Source organism: Pararhizobium sp. DWP3-4 (assembly GCF_049898205.1).
Lineage (GTDB): Bacteria > Pseudomonadota > Alphaproteobacteria > Rhizobiales > Rhizobiaceae > Pararhizobium.
Map to the genome: position 1 here is coordinate 78,982 of NZ_JAFCXF010000010.1, position 16,689 is coordinate 95,670.

Sequence of the window (16,689 nt, forward strand, 5' to 3'; positions counted from 1 at the left end):
CACTTACTTGTCTTAGCCAGGTTTCGAATGTCACCACCAACCTCTCTCCGGAGCGGTCCTCCAGTCGCGCGCCCATCGGGGTCACTCACCTAGCCGAAACAAAGGAGATCAGCATGAAGGATTTTGGAGATGAAGAATCCCCAGTTGTCACAATCGGAGCCCCGATGGTGTTTTCTATAGTCTTGATTTTGATGATCCTCTGCTACCGGGAGGCACTCCCTGAGTCACATCCGTCACACGTCGGAGTCTACCTGCCACAGGTGGTGGAAGCTGCCACGGAGAAGGTGGACGTCGAAGACCGGGCGGTTCAAAAGATCGTCGCCCGACTGGCAGCCGCCATGTAGTCGATTATCGGCGAGTAGAGGCAATTTCGAGATGCTGTATCGGATGAACGGACACCGGACCAGACTCTAATTTGTCGAGGAGACCAAATTTGAGGTCATCGATGACATCTCTGAGCGATCGACCGCTCTTCGCGACATACGCCTGGAAATCGGACTACGCAACAGATTCATCTGGAGCAGAGACGAACAGAGCTGGCTCCGAGTCGCAGTCGAGCGAGCCAAGGCCATGCCCTTCGAGTGTGCCCGCCAATTTATTTATGCGGTACTCGGACAGTCGCTTGCCGTCAATTTTGATCGTTTTGAGATCGTTAGGGTGAATGGAAATTCCGTAATCATTTTCTCGACGGCCTCCCAATGAAAGGCTCTTTTCCACGATCGCTCTCATTAGCGATCGATCCGGAGCCGATAGATGCTTGAGCTTGCCACAGTACGATGTGATCTCTTGGTATGTAGCTGGATCGATTAGATGGACGACGTTTTGGTCATCGAGATGTTTGATCAGACCTTTGAGTGACTTCGGTGAACTGGAATCGACGGTCTCCGCCTCATCCTCGATTTGCTCGGCGTAGCGTTGCCGAAGCGTGTCACCGACGGCTTCGAATTTTTCCTCGCGCTCGGATTTCCATCTGCTCAGGATATTTACCGTGTACTTCTTGTGCTCAGTATCCACCAGCTTGTGGCAAACGTTGCAAAGCAAGATGAGATTCGCGGGAGCCCGACGCTCTTCTTCATTCATTGTGGCGTCGTATCTGGCGCCGCCCGGCTTTTCCGCGCGGATGTGGCACACTTCCCCTACTATGGTTCCATTCGCATTGAGCAGAACGGTATTGCAGGTAGGTTTGGCGCAGAGGTTTCCAGACAACATGTAGAGCTGCCGAAGTGTGGCTGACGACGGCGAAACTCGTCCGGTGATGGGCGCACCGGATTTCGGGATCTTTTTCATCATCAAATCTTTAGCCATCATTCAGCTGGAGCGTCATATCGCAGCCGGGGCATCAGTGTCCACGTTAAAGACGGGGAGCGAGCTGCTGCAACCTGCACTTTCATCCCGTCCCTTTTGGCCTATTTTTTGAGACCCCTGCTTTACATGTTGGTCGAGCTATTGGTTCAACCGCTTATCAGCTTCACCTCAAGGAAATCCTCCAATCCCCACGTTCCCCCCTCGCGTCCATTACCGGACTGTTTATAGCCCCCGAACGGACTGGCCGGCGCTTTTGCAGTGCCATTGATCTGCACCATTCCCGTGCGCAGACGTCGAGCTACGCGCTTGGCACGTTCGGCGTCCGCCGTTTCGACATAACCCGCTAGACCGAACGGGCTGTCGTTTGCGATCAGAACCGCCTCTTCCTCCGTGCAGAAGGGTATGATGCAGAGAACCGGGCCGAAAATCTCTTCCTGAGCTAGCCGCATTTTATTGTCCACGTCTGCGAATACCGTGGGATTGACGTAGTTGCCCGAAGAAAAGCCAGGCGGTCGGCCGGGTCCCCCTGCGACAAGCCGCGCGCCCTCCTCTATCCCCACATGGATCATTTCCTGGATTTTCCGAAATTGCGCAAAGGAGGCGACTGGTCCCAGATGATCACCTTCAACATCGGAAGCGCCGACTTTAGCCGCCAAGGCGGCTTTCTTCGCGATGGATACCGCTTGCTCATAGACTGGACGTTCGACGAGCATCCGGGTCGGAGCGTTGCACGATTGCCCAGTGTTGTCGAAACATTGAGCGACACATCGTCGAACCGTTTCCTCCAGCGGCGCGTCAGCAAATACCAGCATCGGTGACTTGCCACCCAATTCCAGGGAAACACGCTTTATGTTGCCGGCCGCGGCGCGGGAGATTGCGGTACCAGCTCGGGTAGAGCCCGTAAAAGTGATCATGTCCACATCTGGGTGGCCCGACAGCGCCGCACCGGCCGTCGCACCCGTGCCATTGACGAGATTGAACACCCCCTTTGGAATCCCGGCTGCATCTACAAACTCTGCGAATAACATGCTGGAGATGGGCGCGATTTCTGAAGGCTTCAGGACGACTGTGCATCCCGTCAATAGCGCAGGAATAACTTTCAGTGCGAGCTGGTTCATCGGCCAGTTCCACGGCGTGATAAGTCCGCAAACTCCAATCGGCTCATGAACTATCTGCTGGTTATCGAGGCCTGGACGCAAGAGATGCTCGAATTTGAAGTCATCAAGCGCGGTTAGGAAGGCTTTGAGATGGTAAAGCCCTGACCCGGCTTGCGAATTCCTTGCAATGGAGATGGGCGCTCCCATCTCATTTGAGATTGCCGCTCCCATCTCATCGATGCGCTCTTCGTAGAACGTCGCAATGCGACGGATGAACGCCACTCTCTCATTTAGAGCCAGCCGGCTCCAATCGTCAAAAGCAGTTCTGGCAGCCTTAACTGCAGCGTCGATATCTGCAGGCGATCCGGCAGAGACGACGGCATAGGCCCCTTCGTTGGCAGGATTGGTTACGACAATTGTCGCTGCCTCCTGCGCAGGACGCCACTCGCCGTTAATGTAGAAGCATCTTCTGTCCAGCACCTGAGGTGCCCCCGCTCCCCCAGCGCTGCCGACATTGAGTGACCCATGATTAAACATTGATATGCTCACTGATTGATCCCCATTTCTTCCATGTCTTTGAAACGGTCGCCGATACGGGCGTGAGGTCTCCCGCCGTCCGCAGCTCCAATGGCAATCAAAACTTCGTCGTGTCGCGGTGCGTCCGACACCTGCAGATTCATTGTGAGAAAGTGGGAACGCGTACCCGCGACGCTCTTATGTGTCATCGGAAGCGATAAGAGCGCGCCAGCAGTGTTTCTTGTATTTGTGAAACTCAGGTAGGTGGTTCCCTCGGACGCTTCACGAAAGATGTTGCCGAACCGAAGCGTGTGGATCAGTGCTGAGCCGTGTTCGATCTCGCCGTCGAGACCTACTGCTGCAAGCTTTCCATAGGCTTCGATACAGGAAGCCGGCATCACCGCAATCAAGCGACGGGTCATTTCCTGTCCAAGCGCCGGGGCGTAGACGTCAATTACGGGTCTCAGATCATCTGAAAAAGGCAGATTTGCCCAAGGATTGGTTAATACGGCTATCACCGCGACCGCCGTTACAGGCTTGTCAGCGGCTCTCCCGCCTTCAATGAACAGCTCCTCAACCACTGTTACGATTTTGCGGATCTTCGGACGCATATTTCCCCCAAGGTTGGAACGCTCTGGGTGAACATCTGAAGGAAAAGCCGCAGTGCATCTTCATTGAAATTGAGGAAGACTTGAGCCATTCATTGTTGAAAGTGAGGACGAACCGGATTTTGGAGGTGGGACACTTGGACGCCAAGCAATTGATCGCGACGTTGAGCGACATAGCGAGTTTAATCAATGCCGAGCGGGATACGGACACCATCCTCCGTCAGATGATAGCTGCTGCATGTAGACACCTTGGCTGGTACCGCGGAACGATCATGAGTATCGATCTCGCGAGTGGATACGCCTACGTCACGGTTCGGTACGATCCCAGTCTGCTTCCCAATGCGGGAGCCGCAAACTGGGCCCTTGCGACGAGCCCCTCTCTCGTAGCCCTCCGATACAATGAGCCGGTATTCATATCTAACGCGAAGACATCGGCGGAATTTCCTGGGTTTCAAAAGGAATCGATCGAGAAGAACTACAGCAGCGTCCTGGTCGTTCCGATGAACTGCACCGACATCGACTCCCGGCCGATCGTGCTCACTCTGGTGTCGCGCGAGATCAAGTCGCTTTCGCCTGACGACCTGGCTCTTATCAAACTCATCGTTCAGCTCGGCACTATCGCGCTCGAAAAGCAAAGAAACATTCTTGATCAACAAAAGGCGGTCGAGCAGAAGCAGGAAGTGCTCGCTAGACACACGCAGTGGATGGAACAAGCGCTCTCGGATGATTCTGTCAAGAATCTTGCCGCCGTGATCGGTCCGGCGCTCAACCAGCCCATGCTTGTCATAGACTCCACCACCAATACGGTCCTCCCTGGAAGATCACCAGACCCGCGATATTTCGACGATCAGGAGTGGGGCGAGTACGTCGAGCGAGAGCTGGCGACTAGGATACAGTCGGTCTGCCGGGAAGGCCTCAAGAACGCGACGTCGGCCAAGGTCGACCTCTCCTATGCGAGAGGCACGCAAAATTTCAGTACGATCGCGCGACTTCGTCTCCTGGAAATCGACGGCCAATCAGCCGGAGCGCTCTGTCTGCTCGGCGATGAAGACATTCAAGAGATGGATCTGTTGCTGATCGAGAGTGCCAAGCAGGCATTGAGCGTCCAGCTGATGAGAAACCTCATCCGCTTCCAGTTCGAACAACGTTCGCTCGACGCGCTCTTCCTTGAAATTATCGAGGGAACATGGAAGTCGGAGAACGACGTTGCTCAAAGGGCGTTGAAATACGGTCTGAAGCTGAACTCCCCGAACCGAATGATCATGATTTCGTTCGTTGACGCCGATAGGATTCCCGAGACCGTATGGAACAGCATGTTGCGCGGACTATCGTTTTTGGCCGAGCATATTGACCCTAGAGCCGTCGTGATAGCCCGCCCGGATGCGATGATCTTTATACTTCCCGTCGGCAGCTCGAAAAGCCTTGAGGTTGTTAAACCGCTGATGAACCGGCTGGTACAGGAGCTGGGACGCGCCAGTCACGAACTTCCCACTATGGTCGTCGGGGACGTATGCAGCGACCTCGCACAATACCGCGATCAATTTAGGAAACAGGCGAGCGTCCTTTCCATCGCCGTCTCCCTCGGAAAGCGCGGCGTCGTGTCGACAAGCATGCTCGGGCCGCTCAGCATGCTTCTCGTATCCGCGGATCTCGCCCAGGTGCGTGTATTTACGAAAGAGGTGCTAGGCCCCGTTTTGCAGCATGACGCCGAGAACGAAACGCAATTTTTTGAGACGTTGGAAGCGTTCATGGACGCGGGCTACCGTAACCAGCAATGTGCCGATCGACTTGGTATCCATGTCACGACGTTGCGGTATCGGCTGACGCGCATGACCGATCTCTTCAAGCTCGACCTGGACACGTCCAGCAGACGCTTCGAACTCGAACTCGCCGTCCGCATATTCAAGTTGCTAAATGATTGAAATGCCCTCGCAGTCACACTAAATCGGTTGCGAGGGCGCCTAAGTTAGAACTTGCCTTCCGAGCGCAGCTCGTTTTCGACCCTGACGATGCTGTCATGCAATATGGTCATCATCTGATCGATCTCGTCACGGGTGATCACCAACGCTGGAGATAACACACACATGCTGCCGATCGGGCGGACGATGAGACCGGCTTCGTAGCATTCCTTGTCAATCCTCAGAGCGACTTCGGCGTCTAGTTTCGTGGCTGCATCAGCGGAAGGATCCGTCACGCATTCAACGCATCCGAGCAGACCCGTCCCCCTGGCATTCCCGATAAGCGGGAGCTCTCCGAGAGCATTTATCTTCGCTTGGAAGTACGGCGCAATATGTTGGACGTGTTCCAGAATATTCCTGCGCTCGATGACGTCGATATTTGCGAGCGCCGCTGCGCAGCTCACCGGGTGTCCGCTGTAAGTGTAGCCGTTGGTGAAGAAGCTACCTTTGGAGTTGGTACCACTCACTCGCGATAGGACGGCGTCGGATATGATGAAGCCTCCAAGCGGGACATATCCCGAAGTCACCCCCTTGGCAAAAGTGATGATGTCTGGAACGATATCGAAGACATCTTCAGATGCGAACCAGTGCCCGCAGCGTCCGAAGCCCGTCACCACCTCGTCCGAGATGTACAGGATGTCGTGCGCTCGGCAGAATTCAAGAATGCGCTTGTGGTAGCCCCTAGGTGGGATGAGGACTCCGCCGGAGGCAAGGAGGGGCTCGGCAAGAAATGCTCCTACGTTTTCCGGCCCCAAAGCCTCGACCTTGCTACGAAACTCATCGACCAGGAAGTCCAGGAACGCGTCTTCGGTCATGCCGCGCGGACGACGGAAGACGTTCGGAGCTGATATGAAAGAGATAAGATCGGATTCCAGATCGAAATTCGGCCTGTTCCATGCGCGGCCCGAGCAGGCTGCAGTTAGCTGGGTGCTGCCGTGATAACCATCCACCCGGCAGATGATAGCCTTCTTGCTCGGACGGCCGAGAACATTGTTGTAGAACTGCATGAAGCGAAGTGCCGAATCGACCGCCGAGGATCCGCCAGTCGTGAAGAATGTGTGGTTCAGGTCTCCGGGGGCGAGCTCCGAGATCTTCTGAGCGAGAGTGGCGGCAGGTCCATTGTGAAAATACCAAGGGGATGCGTAGCTCAATTTGAGAGCCTGATCGTGGATTGCGTCCGCGATTTCCTTTGAGTTGTAGCCCACCTGCGCGCACCACATTCCGCCCGGCCCGTCGATCAGACGCTTGTCGTTGCTGTCCCAGATGTAGATGCCATCGGCCCGGCTGAATAGAGGGCGATCGCCCTGACCGAGCTTCGCCATCTCTTCCGATGGGCTGATGAGGTGCTGGCTGGCCGCATCCTTCAGTTCATTGTCGCTCCAATTCGGTCGCAGTTCCATGTTCATCTGAAATCCTTTTCCTCTAACATTCACGACGGGAGGCGCCGAAACCTCTGTCGCCATCGTGGTCGTCTCCGCCCGGATCCAGCGTACGGAGGATCGATTAACGTGGGTGGTCAGTTGGTCGCCGTGGACGCTTCAGCAACCCATTTGTCGAACACGGTCTGATTTTCGGCGATCCACTTTTCTGCGGTTTTTTTGATCGCGCGATCAGTGCTGTTGTCGTTCAACGTCGATTCCCACTCGGCCCATGTGGTGGTCGGCCAAACAGTTTTCGCGAGGAATGCCCTGACGGATGGGTTCTCTTGAAGAAACTTCTTGTTTCCGGCGGCCATCCAGTTCCAGGACCCGGTCACCATGCGGCATGGATCCTGTCCACCGGCGCAACCGACGACGCCCTTGACGAGGTGTCCGTTCTTGGCCTCGATGCCGGGCGGCAGAGCGTCGAAAGGAATGGGAAGCCAGACGGTGGTCGTTCCCGGCTTCAAAGTGTCGGTGACCCAAGACGGCTGCCAAGTATACACCAAGGTCGGTTCGCCACGCTTGAACCGGGCAAATGTCTCAGCCAGGAGCACTTCGTATTTGCCGCGAACGGTCTTGACCGTATCAGATAGCCCGAACTTCTCCACCTGGTAGTCGACCACGTCTCCGCACTGCCAACCCGGATCGCAGTTTACCAGATCAGCTTTGCCGTCGCTGTTCGTGTCAAACAGCGCCGCGATCTTGGGGTCTTTAAGCTGATCGATACTTGTGAGGTGATATTCGTCCGCGGTCTTTTTATCGACGAGATATCCATTGGTACCCCCTCCGACGATGTTTCCGTCGCCTATGAGATCGACCCTGTCCTTTACCGGGGTGTAGGCGGCCACCTCCTGCGGGATGTTGATGTCCGCTGCGACGTCGAGGTCGCCCTGCGCTGCTGCCTGGAAGAAGACATTGGTGCTGACGGTCGATAGCTTGACGTCGTAGCCAAGCTTCTTCAGCCCTGCGATCAGGATCTCGTCCTGAATGTAGTTAGCGCCCAGACTGTCGCCGCGAGCAAACCGAACGGTTTTCCCCTCTCCTGGAAGATCATTCGCCATCGCCCCGTAACCGACTGCGGCAAAGCCCGCGGCAAGGGCCGTGAAGTGGTTAAAACGTCTCATTTTATTCCCCTTTTTGTGTTGTTGGATGTGCGTTTCGCTCAGGACAGGTTTGCCGCTTTTTCTAGTTTGTCCGGGAAAAGCAGGCGCTTGAGCGCCTTGCTCATGGCGCTGGGTGTCCTCGTAGCGGACTTCTTCGTCGCCATTTCTTGGGTGATGCGGTCGAGGATCATCGCCAGAAGTACGATCGCGATGCCGCCGATCGCGGCGCTGCCGACATCAAGCCGACCGAGACCTTGCATGACCACGAGGCCCAGACCCTCGGCTCCGATCATGGCCACGACGACCGACATCACCATCGCTGTTAAAACAGTCTGGTTCAGGCCGCCGAGGATTGTGGGAATGGCGAGGGGCAACTGGATTTCCCAGAGCAGTTGCCGTGGATCGGCGCCAAACGCATGCCCAGCCTCGACGATCTCGATATCAACCTGTCGAATGCCGATGTTGGTAAAGCGAATCAGCGGCGGCACTGCCGAGATTATGACCGCCACTTCGCCGGGGACCGTTCCTACGCCGAACAGCATGACGACCGGGACGAGGTACACGAAAGTCGGCGTCGTCTGCATGACGTCGAGAATTGGCCGGACCACGCTCCAAACTCGATCGCTTTTGGCAGACCAGATCCCAATCGGTATTCCGATGATCGTGCACAGAACGATCGCAGTCATGATGAGGGACAGTGTCGTCATTGCCTCCACCCAGACGCCCAGGCCAGCAATGACGATCAAGGCAACAGCGGTAAAAACTGCAGTAGACCGTGTAGCAAGCAGATAGGCCGCCAGCGTGATCGCAATCACCATTACCGGGAACGGGACAGACTGCATGACATCCTGATTGAACATCAGAATACTTTCGATCGGCCACTTGATCGCCACGAACACCGGACGGAAATTGAAAGAAAGCCATTCGACTCCCGTTTGGATCCAGTCAGCGACAGGGAAAACTGCAAGATCATCGGCGTCAAACATTGGGGTTTCTCCTCGCAGATGCCGATCCGGTGGGCAGGGCTGCAATCTGGCTCAGAATGGATTCGGCGCAGACCGTACCGATGAAGCGTTGATCTTCATCCGTTACGACGAGCGGGCGTCCAGATTTGTACAGACGGGAAACATCGAGAAGTTTTGCGTCCGGAGGGACCGTTTTGAAGTCAGCACTTAAAAGCGTGGACATGTCGTCGCCGGCGCGAAGCCTGTCGATGTCCTTGAGTGCAATGTGACCTTTGACACGATTGCCGCTGTCCAGTGCTATCGCCCCGTATTCGCAGAGCGCGAATTGGCTTCCACGGATGGTCTGGACCTCTCCTGGTCTCATCGCCGCTCTCGCGTCGAACAGACGAGACCGATCGACGTCCTTCGTGAAGGAAGTCACATAGTCGCTTTGGGGATCGAGCACGATCTCCTGTGGCTCGCCTTCCCTCATGAGTTCACCGTCTGCCATGATCGCGATGCGAGTACCGAGCTTGAGAGCCTCCTGAAAATCGTGCGTGATGAAGAGGATCGTCTTCTGGAAGGTTCGTTGCAGACGCAGCAATTCTTCCTGCATTTCAGCGCGGATCAACGGATCGAGAGCGCTGAACGCCTCATCCATTATCAGAACGTCGGCATCGGTCGCGAGTGCGCGTGCGAGACCGACGCGTTGCCGCATCCCTCCACTCAGTTCGTGAGGTAGGCGATGGGACCAAGAGGCAAGTCCGACAATCGATAGGATTTCTTCCGCCTTCCGGCGACGGACTGCTGGCGGTATCCCGCGAAGCTTGAGACCGAACTCCACATTCTCCGTCACCGTTCTGTTGGGGAGGAGCGCGAAGTGCTGAAAGACCATGGAAATTCGGGTGCGACGGACTTCCCGCAGCTGTCTTTCACCGAGCGCGACAAGATCCTCGCCGTCCAGCAGGATCTTACCGGCGCTTGGCTCATTCAGGCGATTGATGCAACGGGCCAAGGTTGACTTTCCAGAGCCCGATAGTCCCATGATCATGTATATCGACCCGGATGGAACCGATAGGCTGACATTGTTCAAGCCGACGACAAGGCCGGTGTCGGCGAGCACCTTCTCTTTGGTCGAACCGCTCCGGAGACGCGACATCGCTCGCTCGGGACTACCGCCAAAGACCTTGTAGAGGTTCTCGATTCTAAGCCGTTCAGTCATGCTGTTGTTCCCAGATTGTCCGCAGCGGATTTTCCTCTCCCGATGCGGCTGTTGTTGCTCCACGGCCTCTCTACTGCAACGGCGAAAAATCAGTTGGCGTCAGAATTCGGTTCTCCATTGTCTCAATGCAGGCCGATAGACGCGGCGTGAAAGATTGCCATAACTCGTTTTCCGATAGACGCCTCCGACGGAGCGATCTGTCTTCGTAACTCTGAAAGCGCCACAGATGGACGACATGGTTGAGGTCGCCGATTTCGGTCACGAAGTAACCGATTAAATCTCCAAGTATGGGTTGCTGTATCGCCAGCCCCTCCTGGCCGACAAGTTTGAGGTAGCTGCTCATCATTCCGCTTCGGATCCTGTAGATGCGCTCCTCAAAGATCATTGGGGACCTCGCTGGACTCCATCTCAAGTTCGTTACGTACCTGCTGCGCGACCCTGAAGCTCTCAACGCCCGCGGGAACGCCGCAGTAGACCGCGATCTGCATCAACGCTGATCGAAGCTCTTCTTCTGAAAGGCCGTTCCTAATCGCCCCTCGGAAATGAAGACTGAATTCATGCATTCGCCCCAGCGCGGCGAGCATACCAAGATTTAGAAGGCTCCGCTGCTTGAGATCGAGGCCGTCATCGGTCCAGCAAGTGCCCCAGCAATATTCATTGAGCATATCCTGGAACGGCGCTGAGAAAGCGTCGGCGTCGTTGATCGCCCGCTCGACATACTTGTCCCCCAGGACCTGTCTCCGGATTTTCTCGCCATCCCGCTTCAATTGACCGTCCACGTTCGTCAACCCTCTGCTGCGAAGTTTCGGATAAGGTTGGCCACCTGCTCAGGCGCCTCTGTCAAGATGGAATGACGTAATTTCGGCAGTATATGCAGTTCCGATCCGCGGATCGCTTCGTGCATCGACTGTGCCATACGAGGATTTGATCCTACATCGCCCTCGCCTGTCGCGATCAGTGTCGGGCATCGAATCTGATCAAGAAGGCCGCCGAAATCGGTTTCCGCCAGAACCCGATAGGACGCGGCATAGCATTCAGGGTCGTTCTGAGCATTGCGATCTCTCAACTCAGCCAACAGTTCTGGATGGGTCTCCCTGAATTCGTCGGAAAACCACCGAACCATGGACGCATCGTAGTGCGAACCGCGCTCGGTACTCTGTAATGCAGCGAGCCTTGCAAGGACTTTCGACCGTTCCTCATCCGTTCGGTTAGCGACAGTGGAAAGCAGATAAAGTCGTTCGACCCTCTCATCGTGCATCAAGGCTATCCGCTGCGCGATCAGACCACCAAGCGAAAAGCCAGCGAGATGAAATCTCTTGAATCCCACAGCATCAGCGATCGAAAGAGCATCGTCGACAAAGTGGTCGATTTCGTAGCGCCCTTTGATCTTTGTGGACTGGCCATGTCCTCTCAAGTCGAAAGTCACTATCTTGTACTCGCTCGACAGAAGCGTGATAACATCGGCCCACGCTTCCTTCGATGACCCGACCCCGTGTATACACAGGAGCGGCCGTTCCCCTGTACCGTCGATCCGGTAGCTCAGCACCGCATCCTTCGTTGTGAATTGACGTTCCATCATTGCGCTGCGTCCAACCTCACCCGTCGTTCACGATCGGCGAAGAACGGGATGATTTCTTTTGCGAACAACCGGATCGTGTTCTTCTGAAGATACACGGGCAGATTGAAGTTTATTCCGAGGCTGACCTGGTCGACGCCAGCCGCTTCGTACATCAGAAGCTTTTCAATCAGTTCGTCCGGGGTGCCGAATAGGAAATTCCGTGCGATGCTCTCGGGATTGTAGTTCTCCTTCCCGGACACGGAGTCATACGGGACCGGTTCTGGAAAACCATTCTTGATGTTTCCGAGGTTCTGGAAGAGGTTTTCGAATAGACGCCCATATTCCACGCTGCATTCGATCGCCACTTGCTTGTCTTCAGGCTTTTCAAATGCGCAGGCCCGACGCTGCATCATAAACCTTGGACGGGCCACCTCCGGATGATCCGCGACTGCCTTGTCAAATTTCGCGCCCAGGACTGCGATCTCGGAGTTCGGGGCGGCGAGAGGCGTCGAGAGAATGCTTGCCCCCTGCCCGACAGCCCAGTCGAACGTGCCAGGATCCCGAGCGGCGACCCATATCCGGGGATGCGGCTGCTGTAGTGGCTTTGGAACTGATGTCGCAGTCGGGAATTTCCAGAACTCTCCGTCATGCGCGTAGTCGCCCTCCCACAGCTTGCGGACCGCAGGCAGCAGTTCCTTCATGTAGGCAACGCCCTTTTGTTGATGAATTCCGCCAGCCATCCGGTCGAACTCGTACTGGTAGGATCCTCGCGCTATACCGAGTTCGAGCCTCCCGTTCGTGAGGTGATCGCAAAGCGCTGCTTCACCGGCCAGGCGGATCGGGTCCCAATAAGGTGCCACGATGGTCGCAGTGCCCAACCGTATCTGTTCTGTGTGCTGCCCAAGCCATGTCAGCACAGTGAATGGATTTGGGGCGACGGTGAGCTCGATGGTGTGATGCTCCGCAGTCCAGATCGCTTCGAACCCACCCTGGTCTGCCATCTTCGCGAGATCAAGCAGATTCTGCTTCACCTCCCCCATCTGCATCTGGGGTGATTTTCGTTCAAGATAAAGGGAAACTGAGAACTTCATTTTTTTCTCCGATTATTGAAGCGTGTCAGCGCAGACGAATGACAAAGGGATCCTGCATGGCGCCGGAGTAATCGAGGACGACGTTCTTGACCCTTGAGAACTCGCGCATCACGTCAAACCCTCCCCTTCGGCCGTATCCGCTCTCCTTGAAGCCCCCCATCGAGGACATGAAGGCGGCCGAGCGGTATGTGTTGATCCAGACCGTTCCGGCATTGACCTTGTTGGCGAAACGCATCGCGCGGTCGATGTCTTTGGTCCAGATCCCTGAAGCAAGGCCATAGCGTGTGTCGTTCGCCAGCGAGATCATCTCCTCCTCAGACGAGAAAGGGACGATGCCGACGACGGGGCCAAACAGCTCGTCGCGCATGAACGTCATGTCGTTCGTCGCCTCGGTCATTACGGTCGGCTCGTAGTACCAGCCATCGGCGAGGTCTTCCCGGCTAGGCTGTTTGCCGCCTGCTGCGATGCGTGCTCCCTGGGAGACGCCAGACGCAACGTAATGCTTGAGCTTGCCGATTTGCTCCGGTATCGCCAGCGGACCGATGTCCGACGCGTCATTCATGGGATGTCCAACCATAATGCGACCGGTCCGCTCGACCAAAGCCTCCACGAAACGATCGTAGATGCTCGCTTCGACAAAACAACGGGATCCAGCCACACACGTCTGCCCGGCAGCGGCGAACACCCCGGCCACGACGCCGTTGACCGTGCGGTCTATGTCCACATCTCCGAACACGACATGCGGGGATTTCCCTCCCAATTCCATCTGGCAGGGAATCAGGTTGTGGGCAGCGTTCGCAGCAATTGTCCGGCCTGTGGTCGTGCTCCCGGTGAAGACGATCTTGGACAGTCCAGGGTGCCGCACCAGCGCATCACCGGTCGTCTTGCCTCCGCCGGTCACGACGTTCACGACACCTGCAGGAAAGCCCGCCTCCTCGATGAGCTCGGCAAGAGCAAGCGTAGACGCCGACGTGTGCTCGGAAGGCTTGATGACGACGGTGTTGCCGATCGCCAGGCAGGGTGCAAGAGTGCCCGTCAGCATCATGAGGGGCGAGTTCCACGGCGTGATCATGCCAACCACGCCGATCGGCTCCCGCATCGTGAAATTCAGCATATCGAGCTTGTTGACGGGAACGGTCTCACCCAGCAACTTGTCAGCCATTCCGGAAAAGTAGGTATAGGAGTCTGGCAACGCTCGCATCTGGGCGCGCATTTCTTTCAGCAGCTTCCCGTTGTCGCGGGTCTCGATTTCCGCAAGGACGTCGGCGTTCTCAAGAACGAGCTCCGCGAGCCTTCGAACGAGCTTTCCGCGGTCCGTCTGGGTAATGCGACGCCATTGCGGGTTTTCGAATGCCGCCCGCGCGGCGTCGACCGCATCGCTGACATCTTGCGCGTCGGCATTGCCAAACTCGTACCATGGCATTCCCGTTGTCGGATCGAAACTCTTCACGTAAACGCCGCTATGGGGTTCTACCCATCTGCCCCCAATGTAGAGATTCTGCCGTGACCCTTCGATCGTGCTGACTGCTCTTTTCATGGACATCTCATTCAATACTGACGTTTCGCTTTAGGTGCGACGTAATGCGGTTGCTGCTTTGTTGGTGAGTTGGCGGGGCTCCTTGGCTGTTTCCTGTCACCACAAACCAGCCGAAACCTCGAAACCAAGCACGCCCGCTTTCTTTTCTGCGAGAAGGCAAAGGTAATGTTGCAGGACCGCGGCGGCCGCGATGGACGTAATATCCGCATGGTCGTAGGCGGGAGCCACCTCGACGACATCGCCGCCAACGATGTCGAGCGTTCCAAGCCGTCGCAGGATCATTAGCGCCTCGCGTGAGGAAAGGCCGCCGGCGACAGGGGTCCCAGTTCCCGGGGCGAAAGCAGGATCGAGACAATCGATATCGAAGGTAATGTAGGTTTTCGCATCCCCTACACGGTCTCGGACGCGCTTGACGACGCCGTCAATCCCAAGTCGCTCCACATCATCCGCGTACAAGATTTCAAGGCCGCAAGTATCAGGCGCGTGGGTCCTTATACCGACTTGGATGGAGCTCTCTGGAATAATGATGCCTTCGTGAACCGCGCGGGCAACGAATGAGCCATGCGAGATCCGTCCTTCGTCGTCGAGCCAGGTGTCCTGATGAGCGTCGAACTGTACCAGGGCCATTGGTCCGTGGCGTCGGGCGTGCGCTTTGAGCATCGGCCACGTGATGAAATGATCGCCGCCGATTGTCAGCAGGGTCGTTCCAGTCTTGACGATCTCGTGTGCCTGAGCCTCCATGTGAAACGGGGCCTCGCTGTGCCGGCTGAAATCAAGCGCGCAGTCCCCGTAATCGACGACGGCGAGATTTTCGAATGGATCTCTCCGAAATGGATACTGGGGGTCGCCTTCAAGTATCGAAGATGCGCGTCTAACGCCCTGTGGACCGAACCTCGCGCCGGGGCGGTTGGAAACCGCGGCGTCGAAGGGAATGCCCCAAATCGCCACATCGATGTCAGTCAGATCGCGGGAAAAGCGGCGACGCATGAATGATAGCGCGCCGCCATAAACGGGTTCATGAGATCCGCCATAGAGCTTTTTTCCAAAGACCGCGTTGTCAGTGGCTGTAGGCGTTGTCAGAGGAATTTTCGCATTGTCCATCGCTCAAACTCCCGCAGCGACATGCTTGAAGTTGTGTGCGGTGTCAGTGTTGACGCGCGAGCTCGACATCTCGGACTCCAGCATCGCGATCCGCCCGCCATCTGGATGGTCCATATAGATGCCGAAGCGATTGTCTGCGTGCTCGCGGATATATCTCCTGAGTACGGCCCGAAGGTCGTGAGTTGCCACTTCTTGAAGTGGCAGCTGGTCGATCGAGAAAAATTGAAGTTCAGGCGCTAGGGCCGCCGGATCGAAGTCCGATGCGAGCGAGGCCCGGTATACAATGTAGCCCGGATCGCCGTCGGAGACATCGAACACCGAGTAAAGGAAAGTGCTCTCAGGGATGACCTTGATCTCGTTCCCGCCGGCCAGTTCGATGAAACTTCCCGTTTTTCGCTTCTTGGAGACTGGAAGTCCGAACATTCCTTTGCCGTCCGAGCGGAGCAAGATTTTGCCGTCTTTCTCGATCAGATAGCCCATGACCATGCCTTGGGACGGAAGCCATCCATCGGGTAGCGCGTCTTTGACATGGGCGTATCTGCCCCTGCAAAACCCTAGTGGAGCTGCTGGGCTCGTGCCGAAAGCTCGCACCATTCCAATGAGGATGACGTGGTCGCCCGCGTCGATTTTGCTGTAAACTGAGCAGTCAAACCAAGAGAGACTGTCGGTCAGAACGGGCGAGCCCGTGTGTACCGTGTCGAAGGCGACGTTCTCAAACTTGTCAAGCGACTTGGACGCGAAGACCGCAGCGAGCTGGTTCTGACCCTCATGGAGGATGTTCACAGCGAACGAAGATGATTTCTCGAACGCCTCGCAGCTCAGGGCAGATTTACCGATGCAGATCAACACAAGGGGAGGATCCAACGAGACGGACGTGAACGAGTTCGCCGTCATTCCCCTGGGCGCCCCTGGTTGGTCTCGCGTGGTCACGATCGTCACGCCGGTGACGAATGTGCCGAAAGCCTTGCGCAGTTCGATTGGATTTATCGTTTGATCGTTGAGTACTTCGGTCGGCTGGCCCACTGCTGTCACCCCGTCGCTTTTAACGTGCATCGACAATGGGGGATGGAACCACGTCGATCTTCCTTCAAAAATAGGAGAACTCTTGAAAACATTGCTCGGAAACGCGACTCTACCTTTCGCGTGACTACTGGGCAGCACTGTCGGACCAAGGTTTCAGAGAACAAAAGCCCCTTCGAATTCCGAATGATTGGTGAGCCAACAAGCC

General features: G+C 56.2%; 16 protein-coding genes. 2 read left to right on the forward strand and 14 right to left on the reverse strand.

Features of this window, described 5'->3' with window-relative positions; genetic code table 11:
* The first annotated feature begins 113 nt into the window (after positions 1-113).
* Positions 114-344, forward strand: a complete 231-nt coding sequence (locus tag ACP7E6_RS22990) for a hypothetical protein (protein WP_426232029.1) — start codon at positions 114-116, stop codon at positions 342-344.
* A gap of 154 nt (positions 345-498) precedes the next feature.
* On the opposite strand, the gene ACP7E6_RS22995 is transcribed toward ACP7E6_RS22990, so the two are convergent.
* The 3 genes from ACP7E6_RS22995 to ACP7E6_RS23005 form a co-directional block, all read right to left on the reverse strand.
* Positions 499-1,308 (reverse strand): hypothetical protein, encoded by an 810-nt coding sequence (locus ACP7E6_RS22995; protein ID WP_426232030.1) that lies wholly within the window; start codon positions 1,306-1,308, stop codon positions 499-501.
* 143 nt (positions 1,309-1,451) lie between these two features.
* Positions 1,452-2,939 (reverse strand): aldehyde dehydrogenase family protein, encoded by a 1,488-nt coding sequence (locus ACP7E6_RS23000; protein WP_426232126.1) that lies wholly within the window; start codon positions 2,937-2,939, stop codon positions 1,452-1,454.
* A gap of 8 nt (positions 2,940-2,947) precedes the next feature.
* A complete protein-coding gene (locus ACP7E6_RS23005) occupies positions 2,948-3,529 on the reverse strand; it encodes an amino acid synthesis family protein (RefSeq protein WP_426232031.1) in 582 nt (193 codons plus the stop codon).
* Positions 3,530-3,663: 134 nt separating this feature from the next.
* Between ACP7E6_RS23005 and ACP7E6_RS23010 the strand changes: the two genes are divergently transcribed.
* Positions 3,664-5,448: a helix-turn-helix domain-containing protein gene (locus ACP7E6_RS23010; RefSeq protein ID WP_426232032.1), complete on the forward strand. Its 1,785-nt coding sequence runs from the start codon at positions 3,664-3,666 to the stop codon at positions 5,446-5,448.
* 44 nt (positions 5,449-5,492) lie between these two features.
* Here the strand turns inward: ACP7E6_RS23010 and ACP7E6_RS23015 are convergent, their stop codons facing one another.
* The 11 genes from ACP7E6_RS23015 to ACP7E6_RS23065 form a co-directional block, all read right to left on the reverse strand.
* Positions 5,493-6,890, reverse strand: coding sequence for an aminotransferase (locus tag ACP7E6_RS23015; protein WP_426232033.1), 1,398 nt, complete (start codon positions 6,888-6,890; stop codon positions 5,493-5,495).
* Positions 6,891-7,000: 110 nt separating this feature from the next.
* Positions 7,001-8,029, reverse strand: a complete 1,029-nt coding sequence (gene proX / locus ACP7E6_RS23020) for a glycine betaine/L-proline ABC transporter substrate-binding protein ProX (protein ID WP_426232034.1) — start codon at positions 8,027-8,029, stop codon at positions 7,001-7,003.
* 38 nt (positions 8,030-8,067) lie between these two features.
* Complete coding sequence (locus ACP7E6_RS23025; protein ID WP_426232035.1) at positions 8,068-8,994, reverse strand: ABC transporter permease; 927 nt, start codon at positions 8,992-8,994, stop codon at positions 8,068-8,070.
* On the reverse strand, positions 8,987-10,174 hold the full coding sequence (locus ACP7E6_RS23030; protein ID WP_426232036.1) for a quaternary amine ABC transporter ATP-binding protein: 1,188 nt from the start codon (positions 10,172-10,174) through the stop codon (positions 8,987-8,989). The genes ACP7E6_RS23025 and ACP7E6_RS23030 overlap by 8 nt, the downstream gene beginning before the upstream one ends.
* A gap of 70 nt (positions 10,175-10,244) precedes the next feature.
* On the reverse strand, positions 10,245-10,520 hold the full coding sequence (locus ACP7E6_RS23035; RefSeq protein ID WP_426232037.1) for an NIPSNAP family protein: 276 nt from the start codon (positions 10,518-10,520) through the stop codon (positions 10,245-10,247).
* 28 nt (positions 10,521-10,548) lie between these two features.
* The gene (locus ACP7E6_RS23040; protein WP_426232038.1) at positions 10,549-10,953 is read right to left on the reverse strand and encodes a carboxymuconolactone decarboxylase family protein; all 405 of its coding nucleotides are present in this window, start codon (positions 10,951-10,953) and stop codon (positions 10,549-10,551) included.
* Positions 10,954-10,958: 5 nt separating this feature from the next.
* Positions 10,959-11,753: an alpha/beta fold hydrolase gene (locus ACP7E6_RS23045; RefSeq protein WP_426232039.1), complete on the reverse strand. Its 795-nt coding sequence runs from the start codon at positions 11,751-11,753 to the stop codon at positions 10,959-10,961.
* Positions 11,750-12,823, reverse strand: a complete 1,074-nt coding sequence (locus tag ACP7E6_RS23050; protein ID WP_426232040.1) for an LLM class flavin-dependent oxidoreductase — start codon at positions 12,821-12,823, stop codon at positions 11,750-11,752. The genes ACP7E6_RS23045 and ACP7E6_RS23050 overlap by 4 nt, the downstream gene beginning before the upstream one ends.
* A gap of 25 nt (positions 12,824-12,848) precedes the next feature.
* On the reverse strand, positions 12,849-14,360 hold the full coding sequence (locus tag ACP7E6_RS23055; protein ID WP_426232041.1) for an aldehyde dehydrogenase: 1,512 nt from the start codon (positions 14,358-14,360) through the stop codon (positions 12,849-12,851).
* Between the two features lie 96 nt (positions 14,361-14,456).
* Positions 14,457-15,461 carry an agmatinase gene (gene speB, locus ACP7E6_RS23060; RefSeq protein WP_426232042.1) on the reverse strand — a complete coding sequence of 335 codons (1,005 nt, stop codon included), beginning with the start codon at positions 15,459-15,461 and terminating at the stop codon, positions 14,457-14,459.
* A gap of 3 nt (positions 15,462-15,464) precedes the next feature.
* The gene (locus ACP7E6_RS23065) at positions 15,465-16,484 is read right to left on the reverse strand and encodes a flavin reductase (RefSeq protein ID WP_426232043.1); all 1,020 of its coding nucleotides are present in this window, start codon (positions 16,482-16,484) and stop codon (positions 15,465-15,467) included.
* Positions 16,485-16,689 lie beyond the last annotated feature (205 nt).

What these genes read in the sequence shown, in the direction of transcription:
- ACP7E6_RS22990 (WP_426232029.1), top strand. Translation starts at nt 114, where the DNA reads ATGAAGGATTTTGGAGATGAAGAATCCCCAGTTGTCACAATCGGAGCC.
- ACP7E6_RS22995 (WP_426232030.1), bottom strand. Translation starts at nt 1,308, where the DNA reads ATGATGGCTAAAGATTTGATGATGAAAAAGATCCCGAAATCCGGTGCG.
- ACP7E6_RS23000 (WP_426232126.1), bottom strand. Translation starts at nt 2,939, where the DNA reads ATGTTTAATCATGGGTCACTCAATGTCGGCAGCGCTGGGGGAGCGGGG.
- ACP7E6_RS23005 (WP_426232031.1), bottom strand. Translation starts at nt 3,529, where the DNA reads ATGCGTCCGAAGATCCGCAAAATCGTAACAGTGGTTGAGGAGCTGTTC.
- ACP7E6_RS23015 (WP_426232033.1), bottom strand. Translation starts at nt 6,890, where the DNA reads ATGAACATGGAACTGCGACCGAATTGGAGCGACAATGAACTGAAGGAT.
- proX (WP_426232034.1), bottom strand. Translation starts at nt 8,029, where the DNA reads ATGAGACGTTTTAACCACTTCACGGCCCTTGCCGCGGGCTTTGCCGCA.
- ACP7E6_RS23025 (WP_426232035.1), bottom strand. Translation starts at nt 8,994, where the DNA reads ATGTTTGACGCCGATGATCTTGCAGTTTTCCCTGTCGCTGACTGGATC.
- ACP7E6_RS23030 (WP_426232036.1), bottom strand. Translation starts at nt 10,174, where the DNA reads ATGACTGAACGGCTTAGAATCGAGAACCTCTACAAGGTCTTTGGCGGT.
- ACP7E6_RS23035 (WP_426232037.1), bottom strand. Translation starts at nt 10,520, where the DNA reads ATGATGAGCAGCTACCTCAAACTTGTCGGCCAGGAGGGGCTGGCGATA.
- ACP7E6_RS23045 (WP_426232039.1), bottom strand. Translation starts at nt 11,753, where the DNA reads ATGATGGAACGTCAATTCACAACGAAGGATGCGGTGCTGAGCTACCGG.
- ACP7E6_RS23050 (WP_426232040.1), bottom strand. Translation starts at nt 12,823, where the DNA reads ATGAAGTTCTCAGTTTCCCTTTATCTTGAACGAAAATCACCCCAGATG.
- ACP7E6_RS23055 (WP_426232041.1), bottom strand. Translation starts at nt 14,360, where the DNA reads ATGAAAAGAGCAGTCAGCACGATCGAAGGGTCACGGCAGAATCTCTAC.
- speB (WP_426232042.1), bottom strand. Translation starts at nt 15,461, where the DNA reads ATGGACAATGCGAAAATTCCTCTGACAACGCCTACAGCCACTGACAAC.